The following is an 18,807-nucleotide window of genomic DNA, read 5'->3' as shown; positions in this document are numbered from 1 at the left end:
TGATGGCAGAGAGGTCACACCCGTTCCCATACCGAACACGGAAGTTAAGCTCTCTAGCGCCGATGGTAGTTGGGACCTTGTCCCTGTGAGAGTAGGACGTTGCCAGGCAATATTATTCCGCAGTAGCTCAGCGGTAGAGCTATCGGCTGTTAACCGATCGGTCGTAGGTTCGATTCCTACCTGCGGAGCCATTGGAGAGCTGTCCGAGTTGGCCGAAGGAGCACGATTGGAAATCGTGTATACGTCACAAGCGTATCAAGGGTTCGAATCCCTTGCTCTCCGCCATAGGATTTATAATATTTGGCCCGTTGGTCAAGTGGTTAAGACACCGCCCTTTCACGGCGGTAACACGGGTTCGAATCCCGTACGGGTCACCACTTTGGAGGATTAGCTCAGCTGGGAGAGCACCTGCCTTACAAGCAGGGGGTCGGCGGTTCGATCCCGTCATCCTCCACCATATAAATTATATGAATAGTATTATCGCGGGGTGGAGCAGCACGGTAGCTCGTCGGGCTCATAACCCGAAGGTCGCAGGTTCAAATCCTGTCCCCGCAACCAAATGGTCCCGTGGTGTAGTGGTTAACATGCCTGCCTGTCACGCAGGAGATCGCCGGTTCGACCCCGGTCGGGACCGCCATTTTAATAAGGCTCGGTAGCTCAGTCGGTAGAGCAGAGGACTGAAAATCCTCGTGTCGGCGGTTCGATTCCGTCCCGAGCCACCATTTATCTTAATCATATACGCCGGCTTAGCTCAATTGGTAGAGCAACTGACTTGTAATCAGTAGGTTGGGGGTTCAAGTCCTCTAGCCGGCACCATGTAAGTTTCGGAGGGGTAGCGAAGTGGCTAAACGCGGCGGACTGTAAATCCGCTCCTTCGGGTTCGGCAGTTCGAATCTGCCCCCCTCCACCATTTACATAGGGGCATAGTTTAAAGGTAGAACTGAGGTCTCCAAAACCTCCAGTGTGGGTTCGATTCCTACTGCCCCTGCCAAATATATTTACACAACATGGCGGTTGTGGCGAAGTGGTTAACGCACCGGATTGTGGCTCCGGCATTCGTGGGTTCGATTCCCATCAGTCGCCCCATTTTTATTTTAAAAATTATAAATAATCTAATGGATACTTACATATAATTAAGTAAGAATTCGATGGGCTATAGCCAAGCGGTAAGGCAACGGACTTTGACTCCGTCATGCGCTGGTTCGAATCCAGCTAGCCCAGCCATTTTTGCGGAAGTAGTTCAGTGGTAGAATACAACCTTGCCAAGGTTGGGGTCGCGGGTTCGAATCCCGTCTTCCGCTCCAGTAAAATTTTATATGGCGGCATAGCCAAGTGGTAAGGCAGAGGTCTGCAAAACCTTTATCACCGGTTCAAATCCGGTTGCCGCCTTTTCTTTTGTGCCGATGTGGCGGAATTGGCAGACGCGCACGACTCAAAATCGTGTTCCTTCGGGAGTGTCGGTTCGACCCCGACCATCGGTATCACGAACGGCGTAATAAAAAGACTCTACACCAAATGTGTAGAGTCTTTTTATATTTTCATCACACTACAAAATAAGCATAAATAGTGTGTTGGTGAAATGGTAGAATTTTTTTTGCTAAATTATGTTATGTGATTCTAAAATTCGTGATAAATGTAGCAATTCATGTATAATATAACTTGTCGAAAGAACAAAATGATAGTGATTTATATTATGTCTGTAATATGAATCAAAAATGAACTTTTTATATTTCTTTTAAAAATGTGTTGAACACACATGATATTTCATATTAATATTTTTATGTAGATTTAAAACCGGAAAGAGAGTGGAAAGTATGGGTCGTAAATGGAATAATATTAAAGATAAAAAAGCATCAAAAGATGCAAATACTAGCCGTATATACGCGAAATTTGGACGTGAAATTTATGTGGCGGCAAAACAAGGCGAGCCAGATCCGGAATCAAACCAAGCGCTTAGAGTCGTATTAGAACGTGCGAAAACATACAATGTTCCAAGAACAATTATCGATCGTGCAGTTGAAAAAGCAAAAGGTGGTTCAGAAGAAAATTATGACGAGCTTCGTTATGAAGGATTCGGACCAAATGGATCTATGGTAATTGTAGATACACTTACGAACAACGTAAACCGTACTGCAGCAGATGTACGAGCTGCATTTAGCAAAAACAGTGGTAACATGGGTGTAAACGGTTCTGTAGCTTATATGTTTGATGCGACAGCTGTTATCGGCCTTGAAGGGAAAACATCAGATGAGGTTCTTGAAATTTTAATGGAAGCAGATGTAGATGCACGTGACATTCTTGAAGAAGAAGATGCTGTTATCGTGTATGCTGAACCTGATCAATTCCATGCAGTACAATCTGCACTTAAAGATGCTGGTGTTGAAGAATTCACAGTTGCAGAATTAACAATGCTTGCACAAAATGATGTAGAACTTCCTGAAGATGCTCAAGTACAATTTGAAAAAATGGTTGATGCATTAGAAGATTTAGAAGATGTACAACAAGTTTACCACAACGTAGACTTAGGAGAATAATACGATAGAAGTCCCTGTTCGTTTAACGAATAGGGGCTTTTTTATGAATATAATTAAGGTGAGGAATTAGTAAAGGTATTTTGGTGTAGACAGGGAATATGCTTATAGGGATATATGAAATATTCATTATTTCTAGGAGGCGTAATATGGAACATAAAACACCAAAGCATATCATTGCTGTAGCAGGTTATTTAACAAATAAAAAAGATGAAGTGTTACTAGCTAAAGTACATTGGCGATCGGATACGTGGGAGTTGCCTGGAGGACAGGTGGAAGAAGGAGAAGCGCTTGATCAAGCAGTTTGTAGGGAAATAAAGGAGGAAACAGGATTAACGGTGAAGCCTATCGGTATTACAGGAGTTTATTACAATGCTTCCATGAACATTCTAGCTGTTGTTTTTAAAGTGGCATATGTGAGCGGTGAAATAAAAATTCAACCTGAAGAAATACAAGAGGCTAAATTTGTGGCTTTAAACGAAGAGAACATAAATGAGTATATAACGCGTCCTCATATGAAACCCAGAACGCTTGATGCGATGAGAGCAACACATTTTATTCCGTATGAAACGTGGGAAGTGCAGCCGTATAACTTAATAGGAAGATTGTAAAGAAAAGAGTAGTTGATTTGAGACACAATCAAATCACTACTCTTTTTTGTATATTGTTTAAGAAAAAGGTCAAAATAATAATAGCGTTAGTATTGATTTAAAGAACGTTTGTTCTGTATAATGTATGATATATTATGTACATTTAGATTACTAGATACTCAAAATTATATATATTTGTAGATGATATAATGAAAATAGGGTGCTTTAATAGAGAAAGTATAATAGCCTTAAGAGTTAATCTGCTATTGATTTAGCATAATCTATATTCAATATTTCAGATGAATAGTAGATAAAAAAGGACTGTGATACAATACTTTTTTATCCCGCTATTTGTCGGCTAGCCAGATTGTTGTGGTCTGATTAAAGTTTCAATTTATACCTTACAATGATGTAAGGTATGTGTAAGAGAAATCGATGGGATATTTTTTTACAACAAGGTATTCTTAAAGTAAGAATTATACGCTGTGTGGAAAAGAGGTGTTTAAGATGAAAGAACGAGTATTATCTAGGGTGAACTATCATCAAAAAGTTGCATTAAATCCAATGACTAAGTTTTTTTATAAAGCCATTATTTTATTATTATTGTTAAGTTTCGCGTTATTATTCATTGGAAATGTAATGATCGAGAAAAGTGATATTAGTAAATTACATGTACCGGCTAAGTTAGAGGTGCCAGAATCATTAACACATGCATTTATTGCGACAGAAGATAAAAGGTTTTATCATCATAACGGTTTAGATTATATAGCGATTATCAGAGCGTCTGTTGAGAATATAAAAGCTGGTGGTGTTGTGCAAGGCGGTAGTACAATTACACAACAGTTATCAAAAAATGCTTTTTTAACGAATGAACGTACATTTTCTCGCAAGTGGAAAGAAATTTTTTATACAAAAAAAATTGAACGTACATTTACAAAGGATGAAATTTTAAAATTATATGTAAGTAATATTTATTACGGAGAAGGAGCATGGGGAATTGAAAAAGCAGCAAACCTATACTTCGGTAAAAAGGTGAGCCAATTAACATTGGCTGAAAGTGCAATGATGGCTGCTGTAGTAAAGGCACCTGCTTATTACTCACCGGCACAAAATTATGATAAGGCCGTAGAGAGACGAAATGTCGTTTTGAGATTGATGGAGAAAGAAGGCTATATCAATCATGATGAGTATGTGCAAGCAGTTAGTGAGAAGTTAGTCATTCGTCATGATATAAAAACAGAGCAGTCAATGTTAAATAGTGCTCGTGAAAAAGCAGTAAGCTAAAGGAAGTTCCTACATAGGAGCTTCTTTTTTTGAATAAATTGTGACAAATTGTGACACAATATCGTCACAATTATTGTGTTTTTGTAATTTATGTGAGCGTGTTCATTGCGTGACGTATATAAGTGTTGATATTATGTGTATTGTGTACAATGCTGTATACAGAATATGAAATTAAAGAGGAATGTATATGAAATCATCGAACAAACTCATGGCTCTTGGTATAGTTTTTTCCATTGCAGTATTGATTGTGATCGGAACGATTGCGTATAGCATCATAAATGACAAAAAAGATAAAGGGAATGAGATGTTTGCTTATTCCACACAACAATCTTTAGGGAAAGATGATGCTCCGGTTAAGGTAGTTGAATTTGGAGACTTCAAATGTCCTGCTTGTCGTACTTGGGATGTAACAGTATTGCCACGATTAAAAGAAGAGTATATTGATAAAGGTAAAGTGCAGTTATACTTTATTAATTTTCCGTTTATTGGGAAAGACTCTGATTTAGGTGCAGCAGCTGGTGAAGCAATTTATAAACAAGATAAAGATTCATTCTGGACTTTCTATGATGAGATTTATCAAAGTCAAAAGAAAGATACGGAAGAATGGATTACAGAAGAATTACTTCTTAACATTGTGAAAGAGAAGCTTCCGAAAGTTGATGTAGATCAATTTAAGAAAGATTTACACAGTAAAGAAATAAAAGAAAAAGTACGTAAAGATTCAGATCGTGCTCAAAAATTAAAAGTTCAAGGTGCTCCTTCAGTATATATAAACGGAAATCTTGCAAACCCTGATTTCGATAGTATGAAGAAGGCGATTGATAAAGAATTGAAAAAGTGATGAGCTACTCATCACTTTTTCGACTTTTTTCGATAAAATTCTTGCTTCCGCTTTTTTTACATGCTATACTACTTTACATAAGTTATTCTAATATCTTATATGTATTTCATATTTGCGGGTGTAGTTTAGTGGTAAAACAAGAGCCTTCCAAGCTCTGGTCGAGAGTTCGATTCTCTTCACCCGCTCCAAATTTTATTAAATGTTTTTCTATAAATTGTGATCAACGCAGTGTTTCGTTTCCGAGATAAACGAGGCATTGCGTTTTTTAATGTTTGGAAAACATTATTTTATGCGAAAATAGAAGTAAAGAATAGTATTCCAAAAGTGAATTGCTAACCAATAGATTGTTACATAAAGGATGGATTCATCTGAGGAGGCGATTAGGAATGGATTTTGAACAATTAAAGCAAGATGTCATTGCGTATAGTAAAACGATTGGTATAGATAAAATAGGCTTTGCTAGTGCTTCACCATTTGAAGAATTAAAGCAGCGGTTAATCCAGCAGCAACAATTAAATTATCAATCTGGATTTGAAGAGCCTGATATAGAAAAGAGAACGAACCCACAGCTTCTATTACCTGGTGCAAAATCAATTATTGCGATTGCATTAGCGTATCCTTCAAAATTAAAAAATGCACCATTAAGTAAGCGTGGAGAACGCCGTGGGATTTTTTGTCGTGCTTCTTGGGGACAAGATTATCATTTAGTTTTACGAGATCGTTTGCAGAAATTAGAAGCATATTTAATCGAAAAACTTCCCGATATAGAAGTTAAGTCAATGGTTGATACGGGTGAATTAAGTGATCGAGCTGTTTCAGAGCGTGCTGGTATTGGATGGAGCGGTAAGAACTGCTCTATTATTACACCTGAATTTGGTTCGTATGTATATTTAGGAGAAATGATTACAAACGTTCCATTCCCACCAGATCAGCCGATAGAAGATCAATGCGGGAACTGTACAAAGTGTATTGATATTTGTCCTACAGGTGCTTTAATACAAGGAGGACAGTTAGATTCGAAGAAGTGCATAGCATTTTTAACACAGACGAAAGGATTTCTACCGGAAGAGTATCGCGACAAAATAGGTAATCGTATTTATGGATGTGATACGTGTCAGACAGTTTGTCCGAAAAATAAAGGAATGGATTTTCATAATCACCCTGAGATGGAACCAAATCCTGAGTTAGTTAAGCCGTTATTAACACCACTTTTAACAATTAGCAATCGTGATTTTAAAGAGAAATATGGAATTATGTCTGGTTCATGGAGAGGTAAAAAACCGTTGCAACGAAATGCAATTTTGGCACTTGCGCATTTTAAAGAGGCATCAGCAATTCCAGATTTAATTGATGTTATGAAAGACGATCCAAGACCAGTACTTCGCGGAACAGCAGCGTGGGCGCTTGGGAAAATTGGTGGAGACGGCGTGGGCGAAGCTATTGAAAAAGCGATGCAACGTGAGAAAGACGAAGAGGTTCTTCATGAAATGAATCGCGGACTTGAATTGTTAGCGCAGAAAAAAGAGTAGATAATATCTCCCTTTTTCATATTGTAATATGGGAGGGAGACGAAATGGTTGTAAAAATAAATATTGAAAAGCAAGTCCAACACTTTTTAGCATATATAACAGAGAAACGAACAAATGTAGATGGTATTGCTGAAGATTTATTACAAATAGCAAAGAGAAAGAAACAATTATTTCAAAAGCGTAATGCAGAGATAGTAAAAGCAACTGCGGACGTTTCTTTTATGAGGCAATTAAATAATAGCAATCATCAAGAAATTGATTATCAAATACATTTTAAATATTTAATTAAGCATAAAGAATTATTTTATATTGAAGAGGAACAATTAAAACGAAGAGTTTGTTTAAATAGTAGCCGGATAATAGGTGATTATGCTATTGAAGTGCCAGAGGTAGTTAGAATGAGTGAGCCATTAGAAAGGGAAGTTACAAAAGAGAAGTATGGCTCCTATCAGTATAACCGTTTAGAGGCAGTTAAATATGCAGAACGTTGGTGGGATGATCGAAACCCTGTATATCGTAATTTCCCTGATAACTGTACGAATTTTATTTCTCAATGTCTTCATACTGGAGAAGTACCAATGAATGGATATCCTAATATTCGCAAAGGATGGTGGCAAAGGGAGAATCAGTGGAGTTGGAGCTGGGCTGTTGCACACTCTTTTTATTGGTATTTGTCAGGTGCTACATCAGGACTTCGAGCTGAAGCTGTAGAAAGGCCAGAGGATCTTATTCTTGGTGATGTCATCGCTTATGATTTCGAGGATGATGGTAGGTGGAATCATACGACGATTGTAGTAGCAAAAGACGCAGATGGTATGCCGCTTGTAAATGCACATTCAGCGAATAGCCGTCGGCGTTATTGGAACTATGAAGATTCTAGTAAATATACACCACAAATGAAATATAAATTCTTTCATATTATTAATGGGTAGAGATTTTTCGCTCAAGTGGTATAATACGTAGTAGACAAAAAACAGAGGTGAATATCGCGTGGGAGTACATGTTGTTTTATATCAACCAGAAATTCCAGCAAATACAGGAAATATTGCTCGTACTTGTGCAGCAACTGGAACAGAATTACATTTGATTAGACCGCTTGGATTTTCAACGGATGATAAAATGCTAAAGCGTGCAGGATTAGATTATTGGCAGCACGTGAAAATTACGTATTATGATTCAATTGAAGAGTTTTATGAGAAAAATAAAGACGGTGAGTTCTTCTATTTAACAAAGTATGGCGAGAAAGCTCATACAGCGTTTGATTATAGTAAACGTGAGAAGGATTACTACTTTGTATTTGGAAGAGAAACGAACGGCTTACCAGCTAATGTAATCGAAGAAAATTTCGATCATTGTTTACGTATTCCAATGACTGATAAAGTGCGTTCATTAAATTTATCAAATACAGCAGCTATTTTAATTTATGAAGCGTTCCGTCAACAAAATTATCCAGGATTAGATTTAGAAATTGTTTATTAAAAGTCGCCATATGGCGGCTTTTTTTTTTAAAATAAAAATAAATATGGAATCATACATTTAAAAAAGGGTACATAGTCATATAGAATGGTGATATATGAATAAAAATAGATCAGACAGGTTGAGATAAATATGAAGGAACAATATCGTAATCAAAATACCTTTTTAAGTATGATAGATATGGATTTAATAAGAAGAGGATTATTACATGCTATTCAAGATTTAGTATTTATTGTGAAAGTTATGGATGATGAAAGCTTTACATATATTTATGTAAATAAGATAGGTATGGATTATGCAAAGCTAAGCGAAGAATGTTATGGAAAAACGTTTTCTGAAGTATTGCCGAAAGATACGGCGGAAATATTGCAAGTGCAATATGCAAAAGTAGCGAGCGAAGCAAAAGCACATACCTTTTGTGATGTAGTTAGTTTACCAACTGGTAATTTACATTATGAATCTTCACTTAATCCTGTATTTGATGAAGAAGGAGTATGTCAGTTTATTATTTGTATTACGAGGGATATTACAGCTCAAATTGAGGAGAAGATTGAAATAGAGGAAAAACAAATGTTATTTAAGTCATTACTAGAATATAATAATGACTCCATTATATCTATAGATTCTATAGGTAGAATTACATACGCGAATCCAGCAACGTATGAAATATTTGGATATCGATATGAAGAATTAAATAATAAATTTATCTTTGAATTTATTAATAAAGAATATGAAAAAGATTTTCAAATTATATTTAAAGGATCCATGCAAGGAAAAGCAAAGCAAATTGTTTCAAAGAAATATGTTCATAAAGAAGGGTACGAGCTCTATATTTCTCTGAGAACTATTCCGATTATTGTGAACGGTGAAATTGTTGGGGTTTATATTGTTACGAGGGATGTTACAAGGCAAGTATTAAACGAGATGAGAACGGAATATTTAGCTTATTATGACCAGTTAACAGGATTAATGAATAGAATTTCATGTGCAAATAAGTTAAATGATTTTTTAAATGAGAAGATAGATTTTGCGTTTATCTTTATAGATTTAGATGAATTTCACCTTATTAATGATACTTTTGGTCATAAAGAAGGAGATAAAGTATTACAAAAAGTGACAGAATGTTTAAGCAGTATCCAAATAAGCGGTATGCACTTATTTAGAGAACACGATGATCAATTTGTTATGTTAATAGAAAATATAACGAAAGAACGTGTAGAGGGAGTTGCAAAAAACATACTGAAAAGGATTAGTGAACATTTTGTAATCGAAGAAGAGGACGTATATTTAAGTGCGTCAATCGGAATTGTAATGGCTCCAACAGATGGAGAAGATGAAAAAATATTATTCCAAAGAGTTGATGCTGCTTTGGAAAAAGCGAAAGAAAAAGGAAAAGGGCATTATTATTTTTATTGCAGTGGGTTAGATTGTGAGCGTGAACAAAGATTTATAATAGAAAACCAATTACATCGTGCTATAGAAAAAAATGAATTCTTCTTATATTATCAGCCGCAAATTAATATTGAAACGAAAAAAATAGCTAGTATGGAGGCTTTAATAAGGTGGGAGAATAAAGAATTAGGATTTGTCTCTCCAAATCAATTTATTCCGCTAGCAGAAAGAACAGGGTTTATTATTAAGCTTGATGAATGGGTAGTAAATGAAGTGTGTCGGCAAATACGTGAATGGTTAAATAAAGGATATGAAGTTGTCCCAATTGCAGTTAATATTTCAGCCAGGCATTTTCGCTCTATTACATTAATAGAGATGATTACACGAGCTTTACATAAGTACAATGTACCAGCTCATTTATTAGCGATAGAGGTTACAGAAGGAGCCCTTATACATAAAGATATATCGAAAAGAGTATTGCTACAATTAAAAGAACAAAATTTAAAGATTCATTTAGATGATTTTGGTACAGGATATTCATCTTTAAGTTATTTAAAAACGTATCCAATTGATACTTTGAAAATTGATCGTTCTTTTATGGAAGGTATACATGTAGATGAACGCGATACGAATATTACGGCTGCAATTATTCATTTGGCTCATACTTTGGAATTGAATGTAATTGCAGAAGGGGTAGAAAAAGCGGAACAAATACAATTTTTGAAGGAAAAGAATGTGAAGTTCGTACAAGGTTATTATTATAGCCGCCCTTTATCAAAATATGATGTGGAAAATGTGTATTATAAAGTGGAACTTTAATCAGTGGGGGGGTTCTTCATCCCCCACTGATTATCAGCCCTCACCAATCGGACTTGAATGAGAGCAGCCCGACCCCCATCTAATTTCTTTGCTTTCGCTGAATTTTGAGGCAGGGGTCTTACTGCCCGCTAAAGCGGGATAAATAATTGATAAAAAAAAGTGATGTGCTAAGAAGCACATCACTTTTTATGTGTACCGGGTTTATCATTGTAACCAGATGTAAAAATAGCTGTAAGAAATGTGAGTGATACACCTAAAATTAATAATAATTTCATACTAATATCCCTCCTATTTTTCAGTTTACGAATCTGAAATATGAATCGAAATGTATGTAATGTTCTTGGAAGAAAAGAATTTATTTAAAATGAATAGAGGTGTAAAAACTTTAATACCTATATTATACAGAATTTTCTTTGAATTTTGGAGAGAATTTTATAGCACTACTGTATATTTCATTTTGATTTAAAGAATGTTTAAGGACATCCTAGCATACCTTTTATAATAATCCGATTGAACAAGGAGATGGGGGAGGAGCTATAATGGATATTCTAAAAAAAATTGAACAGCATCGAGAAGCAGAAGAACGCTTACAATGGGAAGGTACGTTTGCGGAGTATTTGGAGCTTGTGAAGGAAAGACCATGGGTGGCTCAAACAGCACACTCTCGCATTTACAATATGATAAAAGATGCTGGAATTGAAGAAGTTGATGGTAGAAGAAAGTATAACTTCTTTAGTAATCAGCTATTTGGGTTAGAGGATGCTTTAGAACGTCTTGTAGAGGAATATTTTCATCCGTCTGCAAAACGATTAGATGTTAGAAAACGTATTTTATTATTAATGGGTCCTGTTAGTGGAGGGAAATCAACATTAGTTACGATGTTGAAACGAGGATTAGAAACATATTCACGAACAGATCGAGGAGCAATTTTTGCAATTAAAGGATGCCCAATGCATGAGGATCCACTTCATTTAATTCCGCATCATTTACGAGATGATTTCTTTGATGAGTATGGGGTTAGAATTGAAGGTAATTTATCACCACTCAACGTTATGCGTCTAGAACAAGAATATGGTTCGAGAATTGAGGATGTAGTTGTAGAGCGTATTTTCTTCTCGGAAGATCGCCGTACAGGGATTGGTACATTTAGCCCGTCTGATCCTAAATCACAAGATATTGCCGATTTAACAGGTAGCCTGGACTTTTCTACAATCGCAGAATATGGTTCAGAATCAGATCCACGAGCGTATCGCTTCGATGGGGAATTAAATAAGGCAAACCGTGGGATGATGGAATTCCAAGAGATGTTAAAATGCGACGAGAAGTTTTTATGGCATTTATTATCGCTTACGCAAGAAGGGAATTTCAAAGCGGGAAGATTTGCGCTTATTTCAGCAGATGAATTAATTGTAGCGCATACGAATGAAACGGAGTATCGCTCTTTCATAGCAAATAAGAAAAATGAAGCATTACACTCAAGAATTATTGTAATGCCAGTTCCATATAATTTACGAGTGAGTGAAGAAGAACATATTTATGAAAAAATGATTCGTGAAAGTGATGTGTCCAATGTTCACATTGCGCCACACACACTTCGCGTTGCAGCAATGTTTACAATTTTAACTCGTTTAAAAGATCCGAAGCGTCCGGATATTGATTTAATTAAAAAGATGCGTTTATATGATGGAGAAACAGTAGAAGGTTATAATGCGATTGATGTAGAAGAGCTGCAACGTGAATATCAAGATGAGGGCATGAGCGGTATTGATCCTCGTTATGTGATTAACCGAATTTCTTCTACAATTATTCGAAAAGAGGTACCATCTATTAACGCATTAGATGTACTTAGATCGCTAAAAGACGGGTTGGATCAGCATCCGTCAATTAGTAATGAAGATCGAGAGCGTTATATGAATTTCATCTCATTAGCAAGAAAAGAATATGATGAAATTGCGAAGAAAGAAGTACAAAAAGCATTTGTGTATTCATATGAAGAATCAGCGAAGACACTTATGGATAATTACTTAGATAACGTTGAAGCATATTGCAATAAATCAAAATTACGTGACCCATTAACAGGTGAAGAAATGAGTCCAGATGAAAAGCTAATGCGTTCAATTGAGGAGCAAATTGGAATTTCAGAAAATGCAAAGAAAGCATTCCGTGAAGAAATTTTAATTCGCATTTCTGCTTATGCGCGTAAAGGAAAACGCTTTGATTATAACTCACATGAGCGCCTTCGCGAAGCGATTCAGAAAAAACTATTTGCTGATTTAAAAGATATAGTGAAAATTACAACATCAACGAAAACACCAGACGAAAATCAGCTTAAGAAAATTAATGATGTTGTTGCACGCTTAATTGATGAGCACGGCTATAATTCTTCATCTGCGAATGAATTATTACGCTATGTAGGTAGCCTGCTAAACCGATAGTTTGATAACAAAACGCTGTCTCTTGTATTTTGCGGGACAGCGTTTTATTATCCATTCATATGTGTAAAGTGTCATACCTTGTCCAAATATAATAAATTAAGATGCAATTTCATGAATTTATTGTCAATTATTTTTACAATATGCATATGATAGAGTAACCAACCATTCATACGAAAAAAGCCAACACAATACAATATGTTGCAAAGTGTAAATGTGTGCAACTATGCATTGTGTTTCTTTCTTATCAAAGGCTGAATGATTCTTTTCTAGTATGTGAGTGGCAAAATTTTGTTTAGGATGCTCGGAGTATTATATGAATAACGTTATATATGTTTATGGGATGATTTTTGATGGGCAGTTACCTTTCATTCTAGCTGGCACAGTATAAAACAAAATTTCTAGCTTGCTGTTCATATAGGAAGACAATTACAGTAAGGAGGGAAAGAAATGGGTGAAGAAAACCAACCAAATTATACGATTTCACAGGAAAACTGGTCCCTCCATCGCAAAGGATATGACGACCAACAACGCCATCAAGAGAAAGTACAAGAGGCAATTAAGAATAATTTACCCGATCTTGTAACAGAAGAAAGCATTGTTATGTCTAATGGTAAGGATGTTGTAAAAATACCGATTCGTTCTTTAGATGAATATAAGATTAGGTACAATTATGATAAAAACAAACACGTTGGGCAAGGAAATGGTGACAGCAAAGTTGGTGATGTCGTTGCGAGAGATGGATCAGGTGGTCAAAAGCAAAAAGGACCAGGAAAAGGGCAAGGAGCAGGGGATGCGGCTGGAGAAGATTATTATGAAGCTGAAGTCTCTATTTTAGAATTAGAGCAAGCATTTTTCAAAGAGTTAGAGCTGCCTAATTTAAAGAGAAAAGAAATGGATGAAAACCGAATTGAGCATGTTGAATTTAATGACATTAGAAAAACAGGATTATGGGGCAACATTGATAAGAAAAGAACGATGATATCCGCATATAAACGAAATGCGATGCGTGGTAAAGCATCTTTTCATCCGATTCACCAAGAAGACTTAAAGTTTCGTACTTGGAATGAAGTGTTAAAGCCAGATTCAAAAGCTGTTGTATTAGCGATGATGGATACGAGTGGATCGATGGGAATATGGGAGAAATATATGGCGCGGAGCTTCTTTTTCTGGATGACGAGATTTCTACGTACAAAGTATGAAACAGTAGATATTGAATTTATTGCCCATCATACGGAGGCAAAAGTAGTTCCAGAGGAAGAGTTTTTCTCAAAAGGAGAAAGTGGCGGAACAATTTGTTCTTCTGTATACAAAAAAGCACTCGAGCTAATTGATAATAAATACTCACCAGACCGCTATAATATTTATCCATTCCATTTTTCAGACGGTGATAATTTAACATCAGATAATGCTAGATGTGTAAAACTTGTTGAAGAATTAATGAAGAAGTGTAATATGTTTGGGTATGGGGAAGTGAATCAGTACAACCGCCATAGTACTCTCATGTCGGCCTATAAAAATATTAAAGACGAGAATTTCAGATATTATATTTTAAAGCAAAAAGCAGATGTATTCCATGCGATGAAGAGCTTTTTTAGAGAAGAATCAGGAGAGAAAATGGCATAACCCCTTTTTAAGGGGTTATTTTTTTGTAAACTTTTTATTTTTTTAGTTGACAATGATAATGAAAATCATTATCATTTATTCGAGAAATGATTACATTTTGAATTATATATTTTGGAGGAGATGTAAAGTTGAAGAAAAACAGAAGAAAGCGTATAAATGCAATGGTTATAGCGGCGGCGTTATCACTTCCATTCGCTGTGTATTCAACACCTGCTTTAGCAGCAGCGGCAATTGAGGCAAATAAGGCTGGACATGTTTTAGAAGATGGTACATATGATGCTGTTATTAAAGCTTATAAAGATAAAACGAATGAAGAGTCAATGGCAGCTGTTTACATAAAGGATCCAAAATTAACGATTGAGAATGGCAAGAAAATTGTAACGGCAACGTTAAGTGATAGTGATTTCTTTCAATACTTGAAAACAGAGGGTATTCATACTCCTGGTGTGTTTCATGATGTGAAAGTAATATCAGAAGATAAAAAGAAAAATGGAACGAAAGTGATTCAATTTGAAGTTGGAGAATTAGGAAAAAGATATAACATGCAAATGCATATTTATATTCCGACAATGTTTTATGACAATAAGTATCAAGTACAGTTTGAAGTAAATACATTAAATTTAGAAAATAATGTTCCTGAAGAACAAAAGGGAAATAAAGAGGATAAATCAGAAAAACAAGATGAAAATGCAAATGTAATATTAGATAAACAATTACAAAGGCATATTAATAAATATAACTTAGGTAGAGAAAATTTAAATGATCCAATAACTAAAGAAGATTTATTACAAGTGAAATCTTTAATCGTAGTTGAGGCAAAAAGTAAAGGAATAAAAGATATAAGTGGCTTAGAATATATGACGAACTTAGAAAGCTTAACGTTGGAAGAAGTTAAGTTAGAAAATATACAATTTATCTCGAAGTTGAGACAACTGAAGTCAGTCAGTATAACTTATAGCGAACTCGAAGATATTGGGCCTTTGGCTGAATTAGAGCATATTGAGACTTTACTTTTAAGAAATAATAAAATTTCTGATTTAAATCCTTTGAGTAAAATGAAAAATGTAAAAATATTAGATGTAAATAGTAATCATATAAAAGATATTACACCATTATTTACAGTGAAATCTTTAAGGACTTTGACTGTAGCAAATAATCAAATTAGTAATGATAATCTTGCTGGGATTGAGCAATTGAAAAATGTAAAGAAATTATCTTTAAGTAACAATGGACTTACTAATATTGAACATATTACATCAATGAAAAAATTAGTAGAGTTAGATCTTGCTAAAAATGAATTAGAAAACATCGAACCTTTATCCAGATTGTCTACTGTACAATCACTTAATTTAGAAGAAAACTTTATTTCAGATATAACGCCACTTAGTTACTTAACAGGTTTATATGATTTAAAGTTAGGTTCAAATGAAATTCGTGATGTTAGACCTGTTCAAGAGCTAGGAAAAAGAATGTATATCGATATTCAAAGACAAAAAATCTTTTTAGATGATGTAGAAAAAAATAAGGAAGTTAAAATACCTATCTATAATTTACAAGGAGAGCCACTTAATACGATTCGATTGAAGAGTGAAGATGGAATAGTTAATAATGGTTCTGTTAAATGGGGTACGGCTGGAGAAAAAATATATGAATTTATGTTGGATATAAAGCCAGAAGAGAATCGTATTAAGTTTAATGGAACAGTAATTCAAAATGTTGTTGAAAGATTAGATGACATAAAGGAATCAATAAAAGAGGATAATGAACAACAGGAAAATGTAATTCTCGATAAAACTTTACAACAACATATTAATAAAGAGAATTTGGGTAGAAAGAACCTAAATGCTCCTATAACAAAAGAAGATTTATTACAGATTAAAAAATTAGAGATACTTAAAGAAAAAGGAAAAGAGATAAAAGATATAACAGGTTTACAGTACATGACTAACTTAGAAGACCTCACTTTAGAAGGAGTAGGCTTGAAAAATATTGAGTTCATCTCAAACTTGAAACAATTAAACGCTGTAAATATATCTCATAATCAAATTGAAGATACAACACCGTTATCGACACTGAAAAATTTACAGTGGCTAAATCTTTCAGATAATCGTATTAAAGATGTATCGGTTCTGGGCTCAATGTTAGACTTACTTAGTTTAAAATTGGCTGGAAATGAAATTCGTGATGTAAGGCCGTTAATACAATTAGGTCAGTGGGGAACAATTGATGTTAGAAGGCAAAAGGTCATTTTAGATGATGCAGAAATAAATAAGGAAGTGAAAATACCTGTATATGATTTAGAAGGAGAGCGAATTGAAAAGATTACGCTAAAGAGTGCAGGTGGAACGCTTACTGATGAGGCAATTATTTGGAGTACGCTAGGGGAAAAAATATATGAATTTGATTTAGATGCAGATCATTATGAGACTGGCATATTATATAGTGGCATTGTCATGCAGAATATAGTAGAAAAATTAATACCGAAAGAAGAAGAAAAAGAGCCAACAAAAGAAGTTGAAGAGGTAAAAGAAGAAGAAAAAGAGCCAACAAAAGAAGTTGAAGAGGTAAAAGAAGAAGAAAAAGAACCAACAAAAGAAGTTGAAGAGTTAAAAGAAGAAGAAAAAGAGCCGACAAAAGAAGTTGAAGAGGTAAAAGAAGAAGAAAAAGAGCCAACAAAAGAAGTTGAAGGATCGAAAGAAGAAGTAAAAGAGGTTGAAGAAGAGAAAGAGGAAGAAAAAGAGCCAACAAAAGAAGTTGAAGGATCGAAAGAAGAAGTAAAAGAGGTTGAAGAAGAGAAAGAGGAAGTAAAAGAACCAACAAAAGAAGTTGAAGGATTGAAAGAAGAAATAAAAGAAGTTGAAGAAGAGAAAGAGGAAGAAAAAGAGCCAACAAAAGAAGTTGAAGGATCGAAAGAAGAAGTAAAAGAGTCAACAAAAGAAGTTGAAGAAGAGAAAGAGGAAGTGAACGAGCCAACAACAGGAGTTGAAGGATCGAAAGCGGAGGTAAAAGAAACAGGAAAAGAAATTGAAGGTTCAAAAGACGCAGTAAATCAATCCACAGTAGTCCAAGAACAAAACGTGAATAATCAAGTCGTGAAAGAAAATAAACCAGTTGTTAATAAACAGGAAGAAAGTAAGAAGTCATTAGGAGCAACAGGTGGACAAGCGAATACATCAATGTTACTTTCAGGCGTAGCATTCGTTCTTTCAGCACTGAGTATGATTGTATTTAGAAAGAGATTATTTAAGAAGTAAAAAAACGTTTTATCTTATTATATTGTAAAACAATTATACAAGTTTTTGAGAAGACATTATCAGGGCGATTTCATTTTGAAATAGGCTTATGATAATGTCTTTTTTTAGAAGGATATAAATGGGGAAAGTGTAAATGTATTAGAGAAGGAGGAGAGGTTATGCATGTTAGTTCTATTTTAAAAATTGAAGGGGTGGCAGCATTTATTGCGAATATGAATAAAGATGCTACTCATCATGTTGGCTATTGTGGAGATGAGAAAGAGGAGTTGTTACAGACAATTATTCATGATTTTTCGGATATAGGATGGGAACAATCTTTTGTTGCTACTTATGAGAATAATAACTTAATAGGTGTATTAGGATTTGATGTGGATGAAGTAAAGAAATGTGCAGAAATTTGGGGACCGTTTATTCTTTCAGCGAATTGGGAAGAAGTTGCTGTACATATGTGGAAGGAACTTATAGAAAAGGTGCCTTTTCATATTGAGAAGTTTTATGGTTTTTATCATGTGGAAAATAATAATTGTGCCCGCTTAATGAAGGATTTACAGGCTAAAGAACAAGATCGACATAGTATTTTCAGTTTAAGTCATAATACTGTGGAAGAACGTAGTATATGTAATGTAGAAGAAGCTTTACCACAAGTATTTGAGCAGTTTATCTCTTTACACAATCATGTTTTTCCTAATACATATTATGAAGGAAATGAAATTATTGAACGTTTAAGTGATACGAATAAATTATTTGTAAGTATGAAGAATGATAAGTTAGAAGGTTACGTATATGTTGAAGTAAATCCGGAGTTTCAAGAAGCGAATATCGAATTTATTGCAACCGCTGAAAATAGTAGAAGAAAAGGTGTCGGAGAGCGGTTATTACAAGCTGCAATTCAATATATTTTCTCCTTCCAAGGGATGAGAGAGATAGAATTATGTTTGAATACGAATAATGATTGTGCGATGAGGTTGTACAAGAAAGTAGGTTTTGAGGAGAAAGCATGTTTACAACACTATATAATAGAGTAAAAACCCAT

The 18,807-nt window shown here is 34.9% G+C and carries 12 protein-coding genes, 16 tRNA genes and 1 rRNA gene; all 29 read left to right on the top strand.

Features of this window, described 5'->3' with window-relative positions:
• Nucleotides 1–108, top strand: a 5S ribosomal RNA gene (rrf, locus tag ACTFRS_RS24730); the annotation flags it as partial.
• 8 nt (nucleotides 109–116) lie between these two features.
• Nucleotides 117–191: transfer RNA gene (locus ACTFRS_RS24725), tRNA-Asn, on the top strand.
• Nucleotides 192–193: 2 nt separating this feature from the next.
• A tRNA-Ser gene (locus ACTFRS_RS24720) sits at nucleotides 194–285 on the top strand.
• Between the two features lie 17 nt (nucleotides 286–302).
• Nucleotides 303–377: transfer RNA gene (locus ACTFRS_RS24715), tRNA-Glu, on the top strand.
• A gap of 4 nt (nucleotides 378–381) precedes the next feature.
• Nucleotides 382–457: transfer RNA gene (locus ACTFRS_RS24710), tRNA-Val, on the top strand.
• Nucleotides 458–481: 24 nt separating this feature from the next.
• Nucleotides 482–558, top strand: a tRNA-Met gene (locus ACTFRS_RS24705).
• Nucleotides 559–561: 3 nt separating this feature from the next.
• Nucleotides 562–637 (top strand) — tRNA-Asp (locus ACTFRS_RS24700).
• A gap of 9 nt (nucleotides 638–646) precedes the next feature.
• Nucleotides 647–722 (top strand) — tRNA-Phe (locus ACTFRS_RS24695).
• Nucleotides 723–740: 18 nt separating this feature from the next.
• Nucleotides 741–816 (top strand) — tRNA-Thr (locus ACTFRS_RS24690).
• A 10-nt stretch (nucleotides 817–826) separates the two neighbouring features.
• Nucleotides 827–910, top strand: a tRNA-Tyr gene (locus ACTFRS_RS24685).
• Nucleotides 911–917: 7 nt separating this feature from the next.
• A tRNA-Trp gene (locus tag ACTFRS_RS24680) sits at nucleotides 918–991 on the top strand.
• Between the two features lie 19 nt (nucleotides 992–1,010).
• Nucleotides 1,011–1,086: transfer RNA gene (locus ACTFRS_RS24675), tRNA-His, on the top strand.
• Between the two features lie 63 nt (nucleotides 1,087–1,149).
• A tRNA-Gln gene (locus ACTFRS_RS24670) sits at nucleotides 1,150–1,224 on the top strand.
• Between the two features lie 5 nt (nucleotides 1,225–1,229).
• Nucleotides 1,230–1,304, top strand: a tRNA-Gly gene (locus ACTFRS_RS24665).
• Nucleotides 1,305–1,318: 14 nt separating this feature from the next.
• A tRNA-Cys gene (locus ACTFRS_RS24660) sits at nucleotides 1,319–1,389 on the top strand.
• A gap of 10 nt (nucleotides 1,390–1,399) precedes the next feature.
• Nucleotides 1,400–1,481 (top strand) — tRNA-Leu (locus tag ACTFRS_RS24655).
• 333 nt (nucleotides 1,482–1,814) lie between these two features.
• On the top strand, nucleotides 1,815–2,534 hold the full coding sequence (locus ACTFRS_RS24650; RefSeq protein ID WP_029437373.1) for a YebC/PmpR family DNA-binding transcriptional regulator: 720 nt from the start codon (nucleotides 1,815–1,817) through the stop codon (nucleotides 2,532–2,534).
• A gap of 146 nt (nucleotides 2,535–2,680) precedes the next feature.
• Nucleotides 2,681–3,142, top strand: a complete 462-nt coding sequence (locus ACTFRS_RS24645) for an NUDIX hydrolase (RefSeq protein WP_440025205.1) — start codon at nucleotides 2,681–2,683, stop codon at nucleotides 3,140–3,142.
• Between the two features lie 486 nt (nucleotides 3,143–3,628).
• Nucleotides 3,629–4,405 (top strand): transglycosylase domain-containing protein, encoded by a 777-nt coding sequence (locus tag ACTFRS_RS24640; protein WP_139869339.1) that lies wholly within the window; start codon nucleotides 3,629–3,631, stop codon nucleotides 4,403–4,405.
• A 187-nt stretch (nucleotides 4,406–4,592) separates the two neighbouring features.
• The gene (locus tag ACTFRS_RS24635) at nucleotides 4,593–5,246 is read left to right on the top strand and encodes a DsbA family protein (RefSeq protein WP_000842720.1); all 654 of its coding nucleotides are present in this window, start codon (nucleotides 4,593–4,595) and stop codon (nucleotides 5,244–5,246) included.
• A gap of 114 nt (nucleotides 5,247–5,360) precedes the next feature.
• Nucleotides 5,361–5,434 (top strand) — tRNA-Gly (locus tag ACTFRS_RS24630).
• Nucleotides 5,435–5,632: 198 nt separating this feature from the next.
• Nucleotides 5,633–6,775: a tRNA epoxyqueuosine(34) reductase QueG gene (gene queG / locus ACTFRS_RS24625; RefSeq protein WP_139869340.1), complete on the top strand. Its 1,143-nt coding sequence runs from the start codon at nucleotides 5,633–5,635 to the stop codon at nucleotides 6,773–6,775.
• Nucleotides 6,776–6,819: 44 nt separating this feature from the next.
• Nucleotides 6,820–7,707 carry an amidase domain-containing protein gene (locus tag ACTFRS_RS24620; protein ID WP_242294794.1) on the top strand — a complete coding sequence of 296 codons (888 nt, stop codon included), beginning with the start codon at nucleotides 6,820–6,822 and terminating at the stop codon, nucleotides 7,705–7,707.
• Nucleotides 7,708–7,765: 58 nt separating this feature from the next.
• A complete protein-coding gene (gene trmL, locus ACTFRS_RS24615; protein WP_000538147.1) occupies nucleotides 7,766–8,254 on the top strand; it encodes a tRNA (uridine(34)/cytosine(34)/5-carboxymethylaminomethyluridine(34)-2'-O)-methyltransferase TrmL in 489 nt (162 codons plus the stop codon).
• Nucleotides 8,255–8,383: 129 nt separating this feature from the next.
• On the top strand, nucleotides 8,384–10,462 hold the full coding sequence (locus tag ACTFRS_RS24610) for a sensor domain-containing protein (protein WP_139869342.1): 2,079 nt from the start codon (nucleotides 8,384–8,386) through the stop codon (nucleotides 10,460–10,462).
• A 539-nt stretch (nucleotides 10,463–11,001) separates the two neighbouring features.
• On the top strand, nucleotides 11,002–12,897 hold the full coding sequence (locus ACTFRS_RS24605; protein ID WP_000353283.1) for a PrkA family serine protein kinase: 1,896 nt from the start codon (nucleotides 11,002–11,004) through the stop codon (nucleotides 12,895–12,897).
• 447 nt (nucleotides 12,898–13,344) lie between these two features.
• Nucleotides 13,345–14,520: a sporulation protein YhbH gene (gene yhbH / locus ACTFRS_RS24600; RefSeq protein ID WP_000503513.1), complete on the top strand. Its 1,176-nt coding sequence runs from the start codon at nucleotides 13,345–13,347 to the stop codon at nucleotides 14,518–14,520.
• A 128-nt stretch (nucleotides 14,521–14,648) separates the two neighbouring features.
• Nucleotides 14,649–17,774 carry an NEAT domain-containing protein gene (locus ACTFRS_RS24595; RefSeq protein WP_440048718.1) on the top strand — a complete coding sequence of 1,042 codons (3,126 nt, stop codon included), beginning with the start codon at nucleotides 14,649–14,651 and terminating at the stop codon, nucleotides 17,772–17,774.
• Between the two features lie 158 nt (nucleotides 17,775–17,932).
• Nucleotides 17,933–18,799, top strand: coding sequence for a GNAT family N-acetyltransferase (locus tag ACTFRS_RS24590; RefSeq protein ID WP_242295055.1), 867 nt, complete (start codon nucleotides 17,933–17,935; stop codon nucleotides 18,797–18,799).
• Nucleotides 18,800–18,807: the final 8 nt, after the last annotated feature.

Source organism: Bacillus cereus group sp. MYBK139-1, from assembly GCF_051916915.1.
In the GTDB taxonomy this organism is placed as follows: domain Bacteria; phylum Bacillota; class Bacilli; order Bacillales; family Bacillaceae_G; genus Bacillus_A; species Bacillus_A pacificus.
The sequence above is the reverse complement of the archived record's forward strand: the minus strand, read 5'-3'. Positions and strand labels throughout refer to the sequence as shown.

Coding starts and splice junctions, on each gene's coding strand:
- ACTFRS_RS24650 (WP_029437373.1), top strand. CDS start 1,815: ATGGGTCGTAAATGGAATAATATTAAAGATAAAAAAGCATCAAAAGAT.
- ACTFRS_RS24645 (WP_440025205.1), top strand. CDS start 2,681: ATGGAACATAAAACACCAAAGCATATCATTGCTGTAGCAGGTTATTTA.
- ACTFRS_RS24640 (WP_139869339.1), top strand. CDS start 3,629: ATGAAAGAACGAGTATTATCTAGGGTGAACTATCATCAAAAAGTTGCA.
- ACTFRS_RS24635 (WP_000842720.1), top strand. CDS start 4,593: ATGAAATCATCGAACAAACTCATGGCTCTTGGTATAGTTTTTTCCATT.
- queG (WP_139869340.1), top strand. CDS start 5,633: ATGGATTTTGAACAATTAAAGCAAGATGTCATTGCGTATAGTAAAACG.
- ACTFRS_RS24620 (WP_242294794.1), top strand. CDS start 6,820: ATGGTTGTAAAAATAAATATTGAAAAGCAAGTCCAACACTTTTTAGCA.
- ACTFRS_RS24610 (WP_139869342.1), top strand. CDS start 8,384: ATGAAGGAACAATATCGTAATCAAAATACCTTTTTAAGTATGATAGAT.
- ACTFRS_RS24605 (WP_000353283.1), top strand. CDS start 11,002: ATGGATATTCTAAAAAAAATTGAACAGCATCGAGAAGCAGAAGAACGC.
- yhbH (WP_000503513.1), top strand. CDS start 13,345: ATGGGTGAAGAAAACCAACCAAATTATACGATTTCACAGGAAAACTGG.
- ACTFRS_RS24590 (WP_242295055.1), top strand. CDS start 17,933: ATGCATGTTAGTTCTATTTTAAAAATTGAAGGGGTGGCAGCATTTATT.